18 protein-coding genes are annotated in these 17,631 nt (G+C 38.9%); 14 read left to right on the plus strand and 4 right to left on the minus strand.

Features of this window, described 5'->3' with window-relative positions; all coding sequences use genetic code 11:
• Nucleotides 1-66 precede the first annotated feature (66 nt).
• The 8 genes from NSQ62_RS05070 (at nt 67) to NSQ62_RS05105 (ending at nt 7,422) form a co-directional block, all read left to right on the plus strand.
• On the plus strand, nt 67-2,172 hold the full coding sequence (locus NSQ62_RS05070; protein ID WP_341323888.1) for an HDIG domain-containing metalloprotein: 2,106 nt from the start codon (nt 67-69) through the stop codon (nt 2,170-2,172).
• A gap of 18 nt (nt 2,173-2,190) precedes the next feature.
• Nucleotides 2,191-2,676, plus strand: a complete 486-nt coding sequence (ybeY, locus tag NSQ62_RS05075; RefSeq protein ID WP_341322843.1) for an rRNA maturation RNase YbeY — start codon at nt 2,191-2,193, stop codon at nt 2,674-2,676.
• Nucleotides 2,663-3,013: a diacylglycerol kinase family protein gene (locus tag NSQ62_RS05080; RefSeq protein WP_341322844.1), complete on the plus strand. Its 351-nt coding sequence runs from the start codon at nt 2,663-2,665 to the stop codon at nt 3,011-3,013. Before ybeY ends, NSQ62_RS05080 begins: the two co-directional genes overlap by 14 nt.
• 36 nt (nt 3,014-3,049) lie before the next feature.
• Nucleotides 3,050-3,457, plus strand: a complete 408-nt coding sequence (locus NSQ62_RS05085; RefSeq protein WP_341322845.1) for a cytidine deaminase — start codon at nt 3,050-3,052, stop codon at nt 3,455-3,457.
• The gene (gene era, locus NSQ62_RS05090) at nt 3,444-4,358 is read left to right on the plus strand and encodes a GTPase Era (RefSeq protein WP_341322846.1); all 915 of its coding nucleotides are present in this window, start codon (nt 3,444-3,446) and stop codon (nt 4,356-4,358) included. Before NSQ62_RS05085 ends, era begins: the two co-directional genes overlap by 14 nt.
• Nucleotides 4,359-4,507: 149 nt before the next feature.
• Complete coding sequence (locus NSQ62_RS05095; RefSeq protein WP_341322847.1) at nt 4,508-5,698, plus strand: CapA family protein; 1,191 nt, start codon at nt 4,508-4,510, stop codon at nt 5,696-5,698.
• Nucleotides 5,699-5,818: 120 nt separating this feature from the next.
• Nucleotides 5,819-6,592, plus strand: coding sequence for a DNA repair protein RecO (gene recO, locus NSQ62_RS05100; RefSeq protein WP_341322848.1), 774 nt, complete (start codon nt 5,819-5,821; stop codon nt 6,590-6,592).
• A gap of 50 nt (nt 6,593-6,642) precedes the next feature.
• Nucleotides 6,643-7,422: an MBL fold metallo-hydrolase gene (locus tag NSQ62_RS05105; protein WP_341322849.1), complete on the plus strand. Its 780-nt coding sequence runs from the start codon at nt 6,643-6,645 to the stop codon at nt 7,420-7,422.
• A 29-nt stretch (nt 7,423-7,451) separates the two neighbouring features.
• On the opposite strand, the gene NSQ62_RS05110 is transcribed toward NSQ62_RS05105, so the two are convergent.
• Both NSQ62_RS05110 and NSQ62_RS05115 read right to left on the minus strand, forming a co-directional pair.
• Nucleotides 7,452-8,255: an EcsC family protein gene (locus NSQ62_RS05110; protein ID WP_341322850.1), complete on the minus strand. Its 804-nt coding sequence runs from the start codon at nt 8,253-8,255 to the stop codon at nt 7,452-7,454.
• 63 nt (nt 8,256-8,318) lie between these two features.
• Complete coding sequence (locus tag NSQ62_RS05115; RefSeq protein ID WP_341322851.1) at nt 8,319-8,783, minus strand: hypothetical protein; 465 nt, start codon at nt 8,781-8,783, stop codon at nt 8,319-8,321.
• Between the two features lie 125 nt (nt 8,784-8,908).
• On the opposite strand from NSQ62_RS05115, the gene NSQ62_RS05120 reads away from it, so the two are divergent.
• Nucleotides 8,909-9,559 carry an HAD family hydrolase gene (locus tag NSQ62_RS05120; protein ID WP_341322852.1) on the plus strand — a complete coding sequence of 217 codons (651 nt, stop codon included), beginning with the start codon at nt 8,909-8,911 and terminating at the stop codon, nt 9,557-9,559.
• Nucleotides 9,560-9,663: 104 nt separating this feature from the next.
• Here NSQ62_RS05120 and NSQ62_RS05125 read toward each other — a convergent pair whose 3' ends face one another.
• Complete coding sequence (locus NSQ62_RS05125; RefSeq protein WP_341322853.1) at nt 9,664-10,152, minus strand: 3-isopropylmalate dehydratase small subunit; 489 nt, start codon at nt 10,150-10,152, stop codon at nt 9,664-9,666.
• Nucleotides 10,153-10,154: 2 nt separating this feature from the next.
• Entirely contained in the window at nt 10,155-11,396 is a 1,242-nt protein-coding gene (locus NSQ62_RS05130) for a 3-isopropylmalate dehydratase large subunit (RefSeq protein WP_341322854.1), read from the minus strand.
• A 245-nt stretch (nt 11,397-11,641) separates the two neighbouring features.
• Between NSQ62_RS05130 and NSQ62_RS05135 the strand changes: the two genes are divergently transcribed.
• From NSQ62_RS05135 to NSQ62_RS05155, 5 genes are read left to right on the plus strand one after another with little or no spacing between them, the layout of a single operon-like run.
• A complete protein-coding gene (locus tag NSQ62_RS05135) occupies nt 11,642-12,847 on the plus strand; it encodes an MmgE/PrpD family protein (RefSeq protein WP_341322855.1) in 1,206 nt (401 codons plus the stop codon).
• Between the two features lie 10 nt (nt 12,848-12,857).
• Nucleotides 12,858-14,240 (plus strand): FAD-dependent oxidoreductase, encoded by a 1,383-nt coding sequence (locus tag NSQ62_RS05140; RefSeq protein ID WP_341322856.1) that lies wholly within the window; start codon nt 12,858-12,860, stop codon nt 14,238-14,240.
• A 1-nt stretch (nt 14,241) separates the two neighbouring features.
• Nucleotides 14,242-14,955, plus strand: a complete 714-nt coding sequence (locus NSQ62_RS05145) for an isochorismatase family protein (RefSeq protein ID WP_341322857.1) — start codon at nt 14,242-14,244, stop codon at nt 14,953-14,955.
• 1 nt (nt 14,956) lies between these two features.
• Nucleotides 14,957-16,336 (plus strand): amidohydrolase family protein, encoded by a 1,380-nt coding sequence (locus tag NSQ62_RS05150; RefSeq protein ID WP_341322858.1) that lies wholly within the window; start codon nt 14,957-14,959, stop codon nt 16,334-16,336.
• A gap of 23 nt (nt 16,337-16,359) precedes the next feature.
• Nucleotides 16,360-17,601, plus strand: a complete 1,242-nt coding sequence (locus NSQ62_RS05155) for an ABC transporter substrate-binding protein (RefSeq protein WP_341322859.1) — start codon at nt 16,360-16,362, stop codon at nt 17,599-17,601.
• Nucleotides 17,602-17,631 lie beyond the last annotated feature (30 nt).

The following is a 17,631-nucleotide window of genomic DNA, read 5'->3' on the forward strand; positions in this document are numbered from 1 at the left end:
TTCGTCAACACAGCCAAATAAATTTGTTAGAATAATACCTATAGAGAAAAAAAGTGGAGGTGCATGATGAAAGAAAAAGTAAACAAGCTCATCCAATTAATTAGCTTTCGAACATTGTTAATTGTTGTACTGGCGATTGCAGGCATTTTGCAATTTTCGTTGATGGTTGATAATGTCCGTGGTGTTACATATGATATTCAGCTTACTGAATTATCACCAGAAACGATTCGCTCTGCGAAGACAATTGAGGATACGGCAAAAACTGAAATTGATAAGGAACATGCGGTAGAGATTATTGAGCCGGTTTATGTTTTTAAAGAGGATATTCCTAGTCATCGTGCCACATTTGTGACGACGATTTTTGATATTGCATTAGAAGTAAAAAAAGATGTAAATGAAGATGGCGAGAATTCGTTAGCGAAGCAAACGGATCGATTACGTGAGGATTTAAAAACCATTGTAGAAAATCAGCAATCACTAACGATCTCAGATGCGCAACTTCATAATTTATTAGCCGCATCGAAAGAGCAATTAGAACAGGCACGTGATGCACTGGCTACTTTAGTCGAAGTGAATTTAAACCGCCCGTTACGTAAAGAGAATTTAGTGACAAATCGTAACGAATTAGAAATGAAAATTCGTCAGCAACCGGCTATCTCAGAAAATCTGATGAGTGTGGCGGTAAGTATTGGACGCGCGGCGGTAGTTGAAACAGAAATATTAGATGAGGAAAAAACCGCTGTTGCCAAGCAGCAGGCTCGAGATGCGGTAGAACCGACGCGTATTTTACAAGGGCAAATCATCGTGCAAGAAGGTGAAGTCATTACACGCGAAATTTATCGTCAGTTAGAGCTTTTAGCGATGCTTGACAATAAAGTATCGATTAAGCCGATTATTGGTTTAGTGTTTTTAATTTTATTGCAGATGGCCTTTTTATTCGTGTTATTTGATCGTTCGAAAAAGGACCTATCAAAAAAACGGAAAGATTTATTTGTAACACTTATTGTCTATACGATCGCACTTGTAACGATGAAACTCATTGGGTTAATCGCAGCAAACTTTGATGTGATGCTGGCATTTGTCTATCCAACAGCGATGGCGACGATGCTTGTGCGTATTTTAGCAAGCGAAAAAGCAGCGAGTATTGTGACGGTATTAACCGCAGCATCAGCAGGAATTATTTTCCACGAGGGCTATGCAGCTGTACTACAAATGGATGCAGCGCTTTATATTTTATTTGGTGGCTTTGCGGCTTTAATCTTTATGCGTAGCTTTGAAAAGCGTTCAGATATTTTACATGCAGTTTGGATAGTTACATTAGTCAATGTGGTGTTCATTGCATTTTATTTACTGATGTCGCAATCTGGCTTTGGCTTTAAAGAAATCTCATTTTATCTTGCAGCCGCTGTGATTTCTGGGTTATTATCAGGAGCACTGACGATGGGGCTATTGCCATACTTTGAATCGGCCTTTGGTTTACTGTCGACGATGCGTTTAATCGAATTGTCGAACCCGAACCATCCGCTATTCAAAAAAATTCTAACGGAAACACCAGGCACCTACCATCATAGTATTATGGTGGCGAATTTAGCGGAGGCCGCATGTGAGGCAATTGGTGCGGATGGCTTGCTTGCGCGCGTAGGTTGCTATTATCATGATGTAGGGAAAACGCGTAGACCGCTATTTTTCATCGAGAACCAAATGGGCACCAACCCACATGATTCCTTGCCGGCTGAAAGTAGCGCGGAAATTATTATTGCGCATACAACAGACGGTGCAGAATTACTTCGTAAGCACAAAATGCCGCAAGAAATTATCGATATTTGCTTGCAACATCACGGGACAAGCTTATTGAAGTACTTCCTGTTTAAAGCAAAAGAAGAAGGGAAACAATTGGATGAGGTCGTTTTCCGTTACCCTGGTCCGAAGCCGCAAACAAAGGAAGCGGCCATAATTAGTGTCGCAGATAGTGTGGAAGCAGCCGTGCGCTCGATGAAGGAGCCAAACGCTGAAAAAATTCAAAAGCTTGTGCAGTCAATTATTCAAGATCGTGTACAAGATGATCAGTTTGATGAATGTGATATTTCGTTAAAAGAGTTAAAAACGATTGAAGATGTATTATGTGAAACTTTGAATGGGACGTTCCACTCGCGTATTGAATATCCAAAGTAGTTGTAGGAGGGAACAAAAATGTTATTAATTGATTTTTTAGATGAAACAAATGAAGTACAAGATGCCCATCTTGAATTAGTAGAAAAATTATTACAGCATGCGGCACAGGTTGAAGGAATCGAGGATGGTTCTGAAGTGTCAATTACCTTTGTGACAAACGAGGCGATTCACGAAATTAACCGTGAATACCGCGACAAAGACCAACCAACAGATGTCATTTCGTTTGCGTTAGAGGAAATGGGCGAAGGTGAAGTACAAATTATCGGCGAAGGCATTCCACGTATTTTAGGCGATATTATTATTTCAACAGACCGTACTCGTGAACAAGCCGAAGAGTTTGGCCATACGTTTGAGCGTGAATTAGGCTTTTTAGCCGTACATGGCTTCCTACACTTATTAGGTTATGATCATATGGTATCTGAAGATGAAAAAGTGATGTTTGGAAAACAAGATGAAATTCTATTATCTTACGGCTTAGGTCGTGACACAAATGAACGCGCGTAAATTTTTAAAATCGTTTCGCTATGCCGTTGAAGGGATTTTAACGGCAACAATGGAACAAAATTTACGCTTTCATATACTGAGTGCGGTTATCGTTGTGCTAGCGGGTTTATTGACGGGGTTAAGCACAACGGAGTGGTTTATGATAACAATCGTGATCGCGCTTGTGATAGGCGCGGAGCTTTTTAATAGTGCGATTGAGCGGGTAGTAGACCTGGCTTCACCTGAAATTCATCCACTTGCAAAGCAGGCAAAAGACATCGCAGCCGGAGCTGTACTTGTTTTTGCTGTGGCAAGTGTTATAATCGGACTACTCATATTTTTACCGAAATGGTTTTAAAACTATTACTTTAGTAGGCGGAAGGAGCCACTCTTAATGACTATGGAGCAATTACTTGAGCAATCAAAATTAGCGCGTGAATTTGCATATGTGCCGTATTCGAAATTTAAAGTAGGTGCAGCGTTACTTGCTGAAGATGGAACGGTTTACCAAGGTTGTAATATCGAAAATGCAGGGTATAGTATGACAAACTGCGCCGAACGTACAGCTTTTTTTAAGGCGGTTTCAGAAGGCAATGTGAAGTTTAAAGCACTTGCGGTAGTAGCAGACACACCGGGCCCATGCTCGCCGTGTGGGGCTTGCCGTCAAGTAATGAGTGAATTTTGCGCACCAGACATGCCCGTTTATTTAACGAACATGAACGGTGACGTACAACAAACAACTGTAGGCGAGCTCATTCCGGGCGCGTTTACAACGGAGGATATGAAAAATGCAGGAAAATAAAGGATACAAATCGGGCTTCGTCTCGATTGTAGGTCGACCAAATGTCGGCAAATCAACATTCTTAAACCGTGTAATCGGTCAAAAGATTGCGATTATGTCAGACAAACCACAAACAACACGTAACAAAGTTCAAGGTGTATTAACACAAGACAATTCACAAACAATTTTCATCGATACACCAGGGATTCACAAACCGAAGCACAAGCTAGGCGAATTCATGTTAAAAACATCACGTAACGCATTAAAAGAAGTTGACGTGATTATGTTCATGGTTAATGCAGAGCAAGCAATCGGTAAAGGTGACGAGTTCATCATTGAGCTATTAGAAGGTAATAAAACACCAGTATTTTTAATCATCAACAAAATCGATTTAATTCACCCAGATGCATTAGGTAAGATTATTTCATCTTATAAAGACAAATTTGATTTTGCAGAAATTATTCCGATTTCCGCATTACAAGGCAATAACGTCGAAAACTTATTAACAACAATTGAAAAATACTTACCTGAAGGGCCACAATACTACCCAGCAGACCAAGTAACGGATCACCCAGAGCGCTTCATCATCTCTGAGTTAGTTCGTGAAAAAGTATTACACCTTACACGTGAAGAAATTCCACACTCAATCGCGGTTGTTATCGACCGTATTAAGCCACATGAAGAAAAAGAACATATGATTCATGTACAAGCAACAATTATGGTAGAGCGTGATTCACAAAAAGGCATCGTTATTGGTAAACGTGGTGCATTACTGAAAGAGGTAGGCGTACAGGCACGTAAAGATATCGAAATGCTACTTGGTTCAAAAGTATATTTAGAGCTTTGGGTTAAAGTTCAAAAAGACTGGCGCAACAAGCAAACGCATTTACGTGATTTCGGCTTTAGAGAAGACGACTATTGATAAGAGAGACAGATGTGACGTTTTATCGTCGCATCTGTTTTTATTTATTGGAAAGGAAATGCGCGAAATGCATTTTTCTAAACTTGCATAAATGTTAGCATTTGATACTATTGAATAGGGAATAATTTACAAGAATAAGAGGTGGAAAGTTGAGTAAGTTGAATCAAACTTTATTAGGAATGTGGATTATTTCACTTGCTGTTTTAGTATTTGTTGTCATGAATTTAGATAATGAGTCAGAAATACATGTAGTAGAAGGGCAAATGAATCATACAGTTGAGAACGCAACTAACAATACATCAAAAGCTCCTACTCAAGTTGCGGAACCAGAAATAGTTATTGAACCGGAGCCAGAACCGGAGCCAGAACCAGAACCAGTGAACAAAAAAGAAACGGTACGTCTTGCGATGATTGGTGATGTCCTACTGCATTATCGATTGGCACAGTATAAGGATTTTACTTCGTCATTTGCATCGGTAGCACCGCTTATGCAAAGCTATGATTATTTAATTGCCAACCAAGAATCGCCACCTGTAGGCAATAAATATGCGCTAAGTGGTTATCCACAATTTTCGAGTCCACCGCATATTTTACGCGATATTCAACAGGCTGGAGTCGACCTAGTAACGATTGCGAATAATCATACGGTCGATAAAGGAGAGGGTGGTATCCGGACATTTTTTGAGAATCTAGATGCGCAAAATATGCCTTATGTTGGCGCGTATAAAAATCAAGAGGACAAAAATGTTCATCGCATCATTGAACTGGGCTCTATCAAGATTGGTATGCTAGCGTATACATATGGAACAAATGGTTTGTATTTACCGAAAGGCTCACCGTTTATCATAAATTATATTGATGAATCGAGAATAAAAGCGGATGTTGAGGCTATTCGTAATGAGGTCGATGTACTCGCTGTGTCAATGCACTGGGGGTCAGAATATGTGTATGGAGAAAATGACTACCAGCGTCATTATGCAAAAGTATTAAATGATGCTGGTGCGGATATAGTGTTTGGTACACATCCGCATGTGTTGCAGCCGTATAAAAAATGGGTAAGCGAGGCGCAGCATGAAACGCATGTCTTTTATTCGTTAGGTAATTTTTTCTCAACGATTTTAACGGTACCCAACTCAATGATTGGCGGTATCGCGAGTATGGAGATCACAAAAGAGGGTGACAATGTGACAATTGGTAGCCCGAGATTAGATGCAACGTCTGTTTTAAAGGATGCGGATGGTATATACCGGGTGTATCCACTAAAGGATGTAGAGGCGCGTTCTGTGAAAAATTTAGAATGGGTGAAGAAGGTTGTTGGCTCTGAAGTAAGTGTTTATTAATACGTCAATGATTCATTAAATCGCTCATACACCGCGTTTCATAAAACTGTGAAAGCAAGCTTTTAACGTCCGAATGCATTATAATAAGTAGTATGAAAGAAAGAAAAGGATGTGCAACCGATGCTACATAAATGGGAAGGCATCATTTTAAAAGCGCGTGCTTACGGTGAATCAAATAAAATTGTAACGTTAATGACGAGAGAAGCGGGGAAAGTCGCATGTATGGCGCGTGGGGCGAAAAAGCCAACGAGCCGTTTAGCGGGTGTCACGCAGCCATTTGTGCACGGCTCGTTTTTAGTACAGCGAACAACAGGTATGGGGACGCTTCAGCAAGGCGAGCATTTCAATACGATGCGTCATATTCAAACGGATATTATGGCGACCGCTTATGCGAGCTATGTTGTCGAACTTGTTGACCGTTTGACGGAAGAAAGTGGTCCGGAACCGCATGCGTTTGAGGTGTTATTGCAGGGGTTAAATGCCATTGAAGAAGGGCATGACCCCGAGGCAATTGCGCTGTTTGTTGATTGGAAAATGCTCCCGTATGCAGGGGTGCAGCCAATTTTACATGCGTGCGCGGGCTGTGGTGCAGTCGACGGGGAATTTGCATTTTCTTTTCCGCAAGGTGGTTTTTTATGTCATCGCTGCTTCGGCTTAGATCCATACATTATCCGTTTATCGCCTACACAATTAAAGCTCATTCGTATGTTTTATACCGTACCGATTGAACAGGTCGGTAAAATGGAATTAAAGCCTCAAACGAAGCAATTTATAAAAAAAATTGTCACGACGATTTATGAGGAACAAACGGGAATCCGTTTAAAATCGCGGAACTTTATTGAGCAATTAGAACGTACACCGCTCATGCAACGAGCACCGAAAAAAGAAGAATAATCAAAAGCCAGCCCGTTAGTGTGGCTGGCTTTTTGAATGGAGAGAGTACTATGATTCAGTTTCAAAATGAGCACATGAAGGTGTTTCAAAGTGTGCTATATCAAACAACGTCAGTAGTCATTCAGACGCAAAAAGCAATTATTGTGACGGATCCCAATTGGCTACCGTCAGAAGTAGAAACGATTAAAGCCTATATTGAAAAGAACCTTGGCACAAGACAGCTCTATATCATTTATACGCATAGTGATTTTGATCATATAATTGCCGCTGGAGCATTTCCATATGCGCTTACCATTGCAAGTGAGGCGTTTGTGAATCGCGCAGATCAGGAAACGGTGCTCGAGGAAATTCGTAACTTTGATGCACAGTATTATGTGACAAGAGATTACCCGGTACATTATCCCGAGATTGATATTGTTATTTGTGAAGATGGGCAGCAGGTAATGCTAGGAGATACGCTTTGCCGTTTTTATTTCGCGCCGGGACATACTGATGATGGGGTTTTTACGATTGTTGAGCCACTTGGAATTTTCCTTGCGGGTGATTATTTATCAGATGTGGAATTTCCGTTTATAAGTGATTACAAGGCTTATGTAGCAACACTAGAAAAGGCACAGCAGCTAGTCGAGCGCTTTGACGTACGCGTGTTAGTACCAGGACATGGGCAAACGACAACACAACGTCATGAGCTGGAAACGCGCATAGCCGAATCGCAGCGCTATTTGCTTGATTTAAAGCAAGGGATTGATCAAGAGCAAATGTTAACAAAACGTTATCCATATTATCGCTCGTTAAAAGACATGCATGAGGCCAATAAAAAAGCGCTGTAAGAGGTTCTTACGGCGCTTTTCTATATGTTTTATAGGGATTTTTCTTGAAGTCGTTCTAGCACACGTCGCTTACGATATAGCATCATACCTGCTTCTGCGATATCTTCAATCATGGATTTGTTAATGATTGCGCCGAAAATCATGCCAGCAATCGGAATCATTTGGAACAGCTTTTTCATGCCGAAATTGTCCCGGTATGTGTAAAATACCTCCTGCCAACCTTTTAGCTGTGACATCATATTTTCACTTGCTGTTGGATTTTCAAAGCTTTTTGTCAGCTCGTTTAAAATTTGCTCTTTGCCGACAATATCCGAGGAGGCAAATTGAATGCATTTGACGATAAAAATCCGTTCTTGTTTTTCATTTGGATCGTAGCCGTGAATGAGCGCGATTTCTTGTAACGTTTTCAATGCTATGCCTAATATTACGGGAATATCGATTGCCAGTGTGAAAATGCCACCAAACCCTGTAGATGCCCCTTGTACGGTTGCCAGATTCGCGCGGCTTTTTTGCAGTTTTTCACTAAGCTCGACCATATCCCGAAGCGGCATTTGCTGAATGTCTTCAAGTGACGCTACATTATGTAACGTCTGTTTTTGGATATGACGTAGCATGGACTCTTGGCTTACTAAATACTTGCCGCCGGTTTGAATATAACTCACCAGTTCATCGATGAATAAGGCAATTTTTTCTTGTACAAATTTAGGTGTTAATTTATCGAGTATTTTAAATGGAATGCGACCAAGCTTTTCCCAAAACCACAGGCCCTTTTGATCTTTTTCCCATTTTTGAATGTCTGCTAAATAATGCTGTAGCTCTTGTGTTGTTTCCATACTTCTCCTCCTAATGGGTACGCTCTTACATATACGTATCCTTGTAGAAAAAGTTTCAAATGGCTATTCGAATTGTGTGAGTAAGAGGGTGATATCATTTTTTAAGTGCTCGTAAAAAATGGTCTCTAAACCGAGCTGTTTGTGTTGCTCTTTTTTTGAAAATAACGCATGCATGGCATCGATTTTTTCCTTGGAGAAGCGGAAATGATGGTTGAAATGCGCACGCCGCGAATCGTCGCTTAAATGCATATAGCCGCGAATAATTGTGTACAGCTGATTGTATTTTTGGTTGGCGAGTTGATAGGCTTCACGGCTAAAGAGGCCAAGTGAAGTACTTGGTTCCTCTAATGGGCGATAAAAGTCACGTGCTTCTCGGTAGCTTTCAAGTTGTGTATTTGCTGTATATAAAATATGGTGGTTGGCGCGGTGTTCAGGGCATTCAACATAGAGTAGCCCGCGAACAAGCTCTGAAATTTTGTCGAACGTATCAATCGTTTGTAGCGGTGTTTCCTTTACTTGAAAAAACATGAACATCCCTCCAGAAAGTAAGTTATCTGAAAATTATAACTTATTTTTACTTAAATTAACGTAAAAAATAGTGAAAAAGTTTAGTAACATAGAGAGTGAACAAATTTTGCAAGGATGGTGGCAACATGAATTACGAAGTTGTGTTATTTGATTTAGACGGAACGTTGATTGATCCGAAAGAAGGGATCACGAAAAGTGTGCAATATGCATTAGGTAAAATGAATGTGGAAGTAGCAAGCTGTGACGAGCTAGAAAGCTTTATCGGGCCACCGCTGCAGTTGTCATTTATGGAGCAATATGGGTTTAGTGAACAACAGGCAAATGAGGCAATTAACTTTTACCGTGAGCGCTATAAGCCAACAGGGATTTATGAGAACACGGTATATGAAGGCGTCGTAGAGTTACTAGCAGAACTAAAGGCAGCAGGATGTAAGCTAGCAATCGCGACATCGAAGCCTGGTGTGTTCGCGCAAAATATTGCGGAGCACTATGATTTCGCTCAGTATTTTGACGCGATTGTCGGTTCGGAATTAGACGGCACGCGCACATTAAAAGCAGAAGTGATTGAAGAGGCGCTTCGTCAATTAGGCAATCCTTCAGTTGAAAAGTGCATCATGATAGGTGATCGTAAATATGACATCATCGGTGCGCAGGTAAACCATATGGCAAGTGTTGGTGTTGAGTATGGCTACGGATCAGTAGAAGAATTACATAGTGCTAACGCGACATTTGTTGTAGGTACTGTTACGCAATTACGTGATGTGTTGGTGAAATAGAAATAAAAAAGAAGCTGTTCTCCATATCCGGGGAACAGCTTCTTGTGCATTCATTAAATTTGGTTAGTTCATTTAATTACTTGAAAAACGATTTTGTATGATTTTTACAAATGATAGTTATTATGTTTGGCTAAATAAGGTACTAAGCCATCTTCATTTAAAATATCCACCATTACTTGTGGCATTTTAGTGCCTATATATGTTTCACCATTTACTGTAATTGTTCCATTAATTAAATCTGCTTCTACGATGTCATTAGGAGCAATCGTAAAATCTTTTACTTCTATGATTGGTAAACCGATATTAATAGCATTTCTAAAGAAAATACGAGCAAAAGATTGAGCGACAATTAGGGAAACACCTGCAGTTTTCAGTGCAAGTGGTGCTTGTTCACGTGAGGATCCACATCCAAAGTTTGTGCCAGCTACGACGATATCACCTTGTTGGACATTTTTACTGAAATCCGGGTCTAAATCTTCCATAACGTGGTCAGCAAGTGATTGTAAATCTAATGTTTTAGTATATTTACCTGGAATGATACGATCTGTATCGATATTATCTCCATAAACATGCGCTCTTCCTACAATTTTCATCGTTATATACCTCCGTAATATTGTTGAGGATTACTTATTTTCCCATTGAGTGCAGCTGCGGCAACAAATGCTGGAGAGCCAAGATAAATATTTGAATTACGATTCCCCATACGTCCTTGGAAATTACGGTTTGTTGATGAAGCGGTCACCTCATTGTTACCTGGAACACCGAGGTGAGTACCAACACACGGTCCGCATCCTGCAGGTAAAAATGTACCACCGGCCTCGGTTAATGTTTGTACTGTACCATCGGCAAGCGCATTTAAAAACACCTCTCTAGATGCTGGTGCAATTAATAAACGGACATTCGGGTGAACTTTTTTCCCCTTTAAAATGTGTGCTGCTTCATGTAGGTCTTCTAAACGCCCATTTGTACAACTTCCGATAAACGCTTGATGCACAATAATCTCTTCCACATCATGTATAGAACGTACATTATCAGGTGAATGTGGTACCGCAATTTGCGGTGTGATTTTTGTTGCATCAATTTGAATTACTTCCTTATATACCGCATCTTTGTCAGGTAAAATATGTTCGAATTCCTGCTCCAGTTGTAAACCGGTAGTATGTAAAATACCAGCCTTTGCGCCCATTTCAATTGACATGCTTGCAATTGTCATTCGACCATCTAAGGATAAATTTTCGATTGTCGTCCCTTTGTATTCAATTGCATCATAAGTAGCCCCCTGAATACCTATTTGGCCCACCACATATAAAACGATGTCTTTTGCAGATACGCCAGGTTGTAATGCCCCATCAATGTTAATTAGGATTGTTTCTGGTACTTTAATCCATGTTTTCCCTGTTAACATAGCCCCGGCTAGGTCAGTAGAACCTACACCAGTTGAAAATGCTCCTATTGCGCCATATAAACAAGTATGTGAATCCGCACCTAAGATTAATTGTCCTGGATTGGCATGCTTATTTTCAATCATTAATTGATGACAAATGCCATCTCCAACGTCATAAAGCTTTATTTTCTGCATAGTAGCAAATTCCCTCATCATGTCATGTAATGAAGCAATTCGCTGATTTGGAGCAGGTGAAGCATGATCAATGACAAGCGCCATTTTTGTAGAATCCCAAATGGCTTTACCACCCATTTTCTCAAACGCCTGAATTGCTAATGGCGCGGTTGTGTCAGATGCCATGACAAAATCAACATCAACGACCGTTAAATCATTTGCGAAAGTTGTTTTCCCAGCATGGTTCGAAACGATTTTTTCAATGATTGTTTGTCCCAAAGTTTTACCCCCTATCCCACAATACGAAACGTGTTGCGGAAATGAATTTTATACTTTGAATTTAATACCCTAGTAATAGATATGTCAAATATTTTCTATTAATGCATTATAAATGCTGTTTAGAATCATTTTTTAAAAGTTTTCGGAAAATTTATTTTTTTGTTGTGTTTTTTTGAAGAAGGAATTATTGTAATTGTAAGGCAGTATTTTAGAAACAAACCACGATACGAAACGGAGGTGTTATTTTGCAACAAATTATTCGATATATTCAAAAATTTGAAATTTCTAATATGCCAGATGAAATGTTGAAGCGAGCTAAGTACATCTTGCTTGATTCAATTGGAGGAATGTTCTCCCCAAACAAATCGGATAATTATTCAACTACATTCTGGAGTGGTGTTCGATTAGTAGAATGTGAAAAGGATGAGGGGAATGCCTTTGCTAAAGGGCATCCAGCCTGTCATTTTCTACCATCACTGTTGCAGATAGCTAAAAATGAAGATAAAACATATGACGAAGTACTAGAAGCGTTTGTAGTAGGTTACGAAGTAGGTGCAAGATTTGGAGAAATCATTACACTTAAACCCTTGATTCATCCTCATGGTAATTGGGGTATCATAGGCGGGGCTGCAGCGTTAGCAAAATTAAAAAACTGGAATTCTGAACAAACGAAACAAGCTATTCTAATTAGCGCGCAGCTAAGTTATCCTACTCTCTGGAAGTCTGTATTAGAAGGACATGAAGTTCGAAATCTGATTATAGGTTATAACAATATGAATTTGTTGCTTTTGCCAGAAATTATAGATGCTGGCTATTCAGCATCAGAAGAAACATTGACAATCATATTCAATGATATTTTAGGAACCCAACTGGATATAGATAATTGGAATATTGATTCTACGACATCCTATTTTTCTCATGCCTATTTTAAATTTTATGATAGTTGTAGATTTTGCCATGGCCCGATTGATGCAATTAAAAAAGTACTTTTAAAAGTAAATCCGGCTTCGAAGGATGAAATTGTATCTATTACGATTGAGACATACGAAAGCGCAGCAAGGCTAAATGATAAACAACCACGCAATGCATTTGCAGGGAAATTCTCGATCCCTTATTCAATGGCAAAAGAAATTTGTGTTTACTTTAATGAGCCTTACGATGAAAAAAACGTCTATGAAATAGCCGAAAAAATTGAGGTAATTTCATCTGAGGAACTCAATAAATTATTACCAGCAATCAGAGCGACAAAATGCTCTGTTAAGTTTAGAAATCAAGAAGTTGTAGTGGAAATACAAGGAGCTTTAGGCGAAGAAAACCTAGAACAATTACAGACATTAATTGAAGATAAGTTTATAAATCAATTAAGTACATATTTTGATGAAACAACAATTAAGCGATGGATTGACCAGATCATTGTTCAACATGTATTACCATATGAGGAGCTTATTTAGGAGGGGTTACATGAATTGGGATGCTGAAGTAGATGTAGTTGTTGTTGGTGGTGGCGGTGGCGGGCTAGTAGCTGCATTAACTGCTGCAGAAGCCGGATTAGAAGTGGCACTATTTGAAAAAACGGAATTTTTATTAGGGAACACTGCAGCAAGTGCTGGGATGATTCCAGCATGTAATACACGCTTTCAAAAATCACTAGAGATTGACGACTCGATTGAAACTATGACGCAAGATATTCTGAAAAAGAATCATTTTGAAAGTGACCCAAAACAAGTGAGTGCATTAGCGAATGTATCTGGGCCACTTGTAGAGTGGTTAAATGATTCGTTGAAAATTGAAATGTCAGTGGTGACTGAATTTAAGTATCCAGGGCATTCAAATTTTCGAATGCATGCACCTCCTTCACGCTCTGGATTAGAGCTGATGAGACTATTAAAACGAAATGCTCTTAACCATGAAAATTTATATATTTTATACCAATCTGATTTAGAAGAAATTTTACTAGATGAGGCTGGTGAAGTGTTAGGGATTTCGATTAATACTCCAGATGGACTACAGCTTATTCGTGGTAGAAAAGTGATATTAGCAACGAATGGATTTGGTGGAAATACCAAAATGGTACAAGAATATATTCCGGAAATTGCGGCTGCATTGTATTTTGGTTATGAAGCCAATACAGGAAAAGGTATTGAAGCTGGTAAAAATATCGGTGCTGCAACTACTCATTTAACTGCATATCAAGGACATGCAGCTGTTAATGAAAATACCGGATTACTTGTTACCTGGGGCACAATTATGATGGGTGGCTTTTACATTAATATCGAGGGCAATCGATTTGGCAATGAAGCACATGGTTATTCAGAGTTTGCAAAAGAAGTCTTAAAACAACCTGAACAGTATGGGTATATCATATATGACGAAGAGATTCATAATCAGTTACTGACGATTGAAGACTATAAACAATTAACGGAAATGGAAGCCTTTAAAAAGGCTGATTCCATTGAAACATTAGCTGAACTTATTGAAGTAGATGTAAAAAATTTAGCTAATAATTTCGGAAAATTCAGTAATCAGATAGATGGTACTGCGGATGAATTTGATCGAACATCGTTTGCGAAAAAATTAACCGATCCGTTATATGCGATTAAAGTTTGTCCAGCTTTATTCCATACACAAGGTGGCTTACAAATAAATGAACAAGCACAAGTACTAACAGCTGAAGGAACACCATTCCAACATTTATATGCAGTAGGTGGTTGTGCCACTGGTGTTTCTGGTAAACAAGCATATGGTTATATGTCCGGTAATGGTTTGTTGGCAGCAATGGGCTTTGGGAGAATTGCAGGTTTACACGCTGTTAATCAATTAGAACAAATTAAGAGGGGGATATAATATGCCAACTACACGTCCGTGGGAAGAATTATTAACAGAAACAGATCGAATTGTTATTCAAAAAGGGGGATATGGTCAAAGTCGCGGTTTAGGAAAGCGTCCACTATTAGTCATTATTGACGCACAACCAAACTATATCGGTGCTGATAAACCGATAGCCGAACAATTAGAAGAGTGGCCAAGTGGTGGTGGCGATGTAGCATGGAATGGGATTCGAAAAATTGTTGAATTAAAGGAACTGGCTGAACGTTATAATATCCCGGTGTTATATACACGTAATGTTCAAAAGAAAACAATCCAGTTTGATTCGTTTTCTACGAAAGCAAAGCGTGATAATACAAAATATATAGACGGAAATCCCGCAGCAGACATTTTAGAATGCTTGGCACCAAAAGCAACAGACATTGTCGTAGATAAAAGTTATGCAAGCGCATTTTTTGGCACACCGCTGATTAGTTATTTAGTGAAAATGCAAGTAGATTCATTAATTATTGTTGGTGGTTCTACGAGTGGCTGTGTTCGAGCAACTGCAGTAGATGCTGTAACTCATAACTATAATGTTGCAATTATTGAGGATGCTGTATTTGACCGTATTGATTTATCACATAAAGCAGCATTACTAGATTTATGGATGAAATATTGCGATGTACTACCATCAGATGACATTATTGAGTATTTTTCTAGCTTGAATCATGCACATGAAGAGGTGAAATAATATGTTGGATTTGTTTATTAAAAATGGAGAGGTTGTTTTTCCTCGTGTAGGTGTTCAAAAAGTAAATATTGGTGTGAAAGATGGTAAAATCGTTGGCATTTATAACAAAGAGCAACAACTAGATGCAGATCGTACTATTGATGCGCACGGATTGCATGTTCTTCCAGGTGTCATTGATCCACATCAACATTTAGGGATTTATAATTCGATGGAAGATGACTTTGCAGATACAAAACAGCATGCGTTTAGTGGAATAACAACAGTCATTAACTTCGATCGTCAACCTGTTAGTTATTTAGAGTGGTTCCCAGAGGTAAAAGAACGTGTAAGTAAACATGCATATATCGATTACACGTATAGCTTAGGCATTATGAAAGAAGAACATTTAGATCAATTAGATGAGCTCGTTAAACGTGAAGGTATTACTTCATTTAAGTTTTTTAGAAATTATGAGCGTCAACTAAACGATAAATTTAAAATTACGGATGGAATCGATTTATCTGCTTATGATATTGGACGAATTTTCGACCGCTTTAATGAGATTTCACCTAAGTTAATGCTGGCTGTTCATTGTGAGAATATGGATATTAACCGAAACGTGACAAAAGAGTTGATTGAAGCTGGAGAAGATGAAGGCTTATCAACTTGGTCAAAAACGAGCCCGGGATATGCGGAAGCGGAGTCACTATTAAGCACCCTTTATATGAATAGAGTTCATAACGGAAATGTCTATATTGTTCATTTAACATCAAAAGAAAGTGTTGAGGTCTTAGAAAAAAGTGCTTGGTTAACAGAAGGTAATGTTAAGGTTGAAACTTGTCCACATTACTTAGTGTTACATGATGAACATGAAGTAGGTATCAAGGCAAAAGTTGGTCCTCCAATTCATAAAATTGAAGACGGAGAAGCTCTTTGGGAAGGGATAAGAAAAGGCTTAATTAATGCAATTGGTACAGACCATGTTCCAAGTGACTTGAATAAAAAATTAAATGGGACTGGCAATACATGGGACACATTATTTGGATTCCCAGGAGCAGGTGGTTTATTGCCCCTTATGTTAACAGAGGGCTATAAAAAACGTGATATTCCGCTTGAACGAATTACAGATATTATGTCATTGTCTATTGCAGAATCTTATAATTTACCTTCTAAAGGTCGTATAGAAATTGGGGCAGATGCAGATTTTGCCATCGTAGACTTACAATCTAGTAAATTACTTAAGGCTTCAGAGTTATCGAAGACATCGGATTATTCTCTATACGAAAACAACGATTTATATGGGTGGCCAGTTTACACAATTAATCGAGGGGATGTGATTGTCGAAAAGGGTGAAATTACTGGAGAAAACGGTCGCGGTCAATTTATTTTTAGAACAATTTAATCAAAATAAAGGGGGATAAACAAATGAAAAAATGGAGTTTAATGTTTTTGTTGTTTGTACTGACAGCGCTACTTGTTGCTTGTGGAGGAGAAGAATCGTCAAGTGGTTCGGGAGTGGAAGGCGATTCAGGTTCAACTTCAGCAGATGTTATTAAAATCGGTTCGTTACACCCATTGAGTGGTGGTCTTGCATTAGAAGGGCAAGAAATGAGAGATGCTGTAAAATTAGCCGTCGAACAACGAAATGCAGATGGTGGTATTAAATCACTTGGCGGTGCAAAAGTTGAACTAATCGAAACAGACCATGAAGGTTCACCAGAAAAAGGGGTTTCTGAAGTTCAAAAGCTTGATCGTGAGGGTGCATTAGGCGTAATTGGTGCATATTCTTCGGGTGTTGCATTACCAGCAACGCAAGAAGCTGAGCGTGCAAAATTACCATTTGTAATTGATATTGGTTCTGCGAATGATATTACTGAACGTGGATTTAAATACACATTCCGTTTACAACCTGCTGCAACTACATTCTCTAAAGACTTCTTAGAAATCTTAGAGGAATTAAATGCAAATGCTAGTGAAAAATTAACAAAAGTTATGTTAGTACACGAAGATAGCGTTTTTGGTACAAGTATTGCAGAAGCGATTAAATCATTATCAAAAGAGCATGGAATTGAAGTTGTTGGTGTGTTACCACATGCAGCATCAGCAGCAGATTTATCAACGACAATCAATAAAATTTCTTCTGCAAAGCCAGATATCGTTGTAGCAACAACTTATTTACGTGATGGTGTAATGCTAGTTGAAGGTATTGAGAACTCAAATTTCACACCAAAAGCAATTATTGGTGTAGCAAATGGTGCATTTAGTAACGCATCATTTTTAACAGACTACCAAAAAATCAATCAAAACATTATGGATGTTAACTACACAATTAACCAAAAAAGTGAGTTAGCAAAAGAAGTTTCAGAAGCATATAAAGAAAAATTCGGACGTGAAATTGGTCCAAATGGTGCGTATTCATACATGGCAACAGTCGTTTTACTTGATGCTATTGAACGTGCAGGGACGACAGATCGCACAAAAATTGAAGAAGAGTTACGTAAAACAAAATTAGAAGAGCATATTTTAGCAGCAGGTGTCATCGAATTTGATGAAAAGGGTCAAAACATCAATGCTCGTGCGGTATTAAATCAAATTAGAGATGGCGAATCATTTATCGTAGGTCCTGAAGAATATAAGATTGAAGAGCCAGTTTATCCACGTAACTAAACTAAGAAAAAACATAGGGATGAGATGATC

It is taken from the genome of Solibacillus sp. FSL H8-0523 (assembly GCF_038051985.1).
Lineage (GTDB): Bacteria > Bacillota > Bacilli > Bacillales_A > Planococcaceae > Solibacillus.

Bases quoted from the DNA above. Each gene is read 5' to 3' on its own strand.
- NSQ62_RS05140 (WP_341322856.1), top strand. From the start codon at position 12,858: ATGAATTGGGATGCTGAAGTAGATGTAGTTGTTGTTGGTGGTGGCGGT.
- recO (WP_341322848.1), top strand. From the start codon at position 5,819: ATGCTACATAAATGGGAAGGCATCATTTTAAAAGCGCGTGCTTACGGT.
- NSQ62_RS05155 (WP_341322859.1), top strand. From the start codon at position 16,360: ATGAAAAAATGGAGTTTAATGTTTTTGTTGTTTGTACTGACAGCGCTA.
- NSQ62_RS05150 (WP_341322858.1), top strand. From the start codon at position 14,957: ATGTTGGATTTGTTTATTAAAAATGGAGAGGTTGTTTTTCCTCGTGTA.
- NSQ62_RS05145 (WP_341322857.1), top strand. From the start codon at position 14,242: ATGCCAACTACACGTCCGTGGGAAGAATTATTAACAGAAACAGATCGA.
- era (WP_341322846.1), top strand. From the start codon at position 3,444: ATGCAGGAAAATAAAGGATACAAATCGGGCTTCGTCTCGATTGTAGGT.
- NSQ62_RS05105 (WP_341322849.1), top strand. From the start codon at position 6,643: ATGATTCAGTTTCAAAATGAGCACATGAAGGTGTTTCAAAGTGTGCTA.
- NSQ62_RS05085 (WP_341322845.1), top strand. From the start codon at position 3,050: ATGACTATGGAGCAATTACTTGAGCAATCAAAATTAGCGCGTGAATTT.
- NSQ62_RS05115 (WP_341322851.1), bottom strand. From the start codon at position 8,783: ATGTTTTTTCAAGTAAAGGAAACACCGCTACAAACGATTGATACGTTC.
- ybeY (WP_341322843.1), top strand. From the start codon at position 2,191: ATGTTATTAATTGATTTTTTAGATGAAACAAATGAAGTACAAGATGCC.
- NSQ62_RS05110 (WP_341322850.1), bottom strand. From the start codon at position 8,255: ATGGAAACAACACAAGAGCTACAGCATTATTTAGCAGACATTCAAAAA.
- NSQ62_RS05070 (WP_341323888.1), top strand. From the start codon at position 67: ATGAAAGAAAAAGTAAACAAGCTCATCCAATTAATTAGCTTTCGAACA.
- NSQ62_RS05125 (WP_341322853.1), bottom strand. From the start codon at position 10,152: ATGAAAATTGTAGGAAGAGCGCATGTTTATGGAGATAATATCGATACA.
- NSQ62_RS05080 (WP_341322844.1), top strand. From the start codon at position 2,663: ATGAACGCGCGTAAATTTTTAAAATCGTTTCGCTATGCCGTTGAAGGG.
- NSQ62_RS05120 (WP_341322852.1), top strand. From the start codon at position 8,909: ATGAATTACGAAGTTGTGTTATTTGATTTAGACGGAACGTTGATTGAT.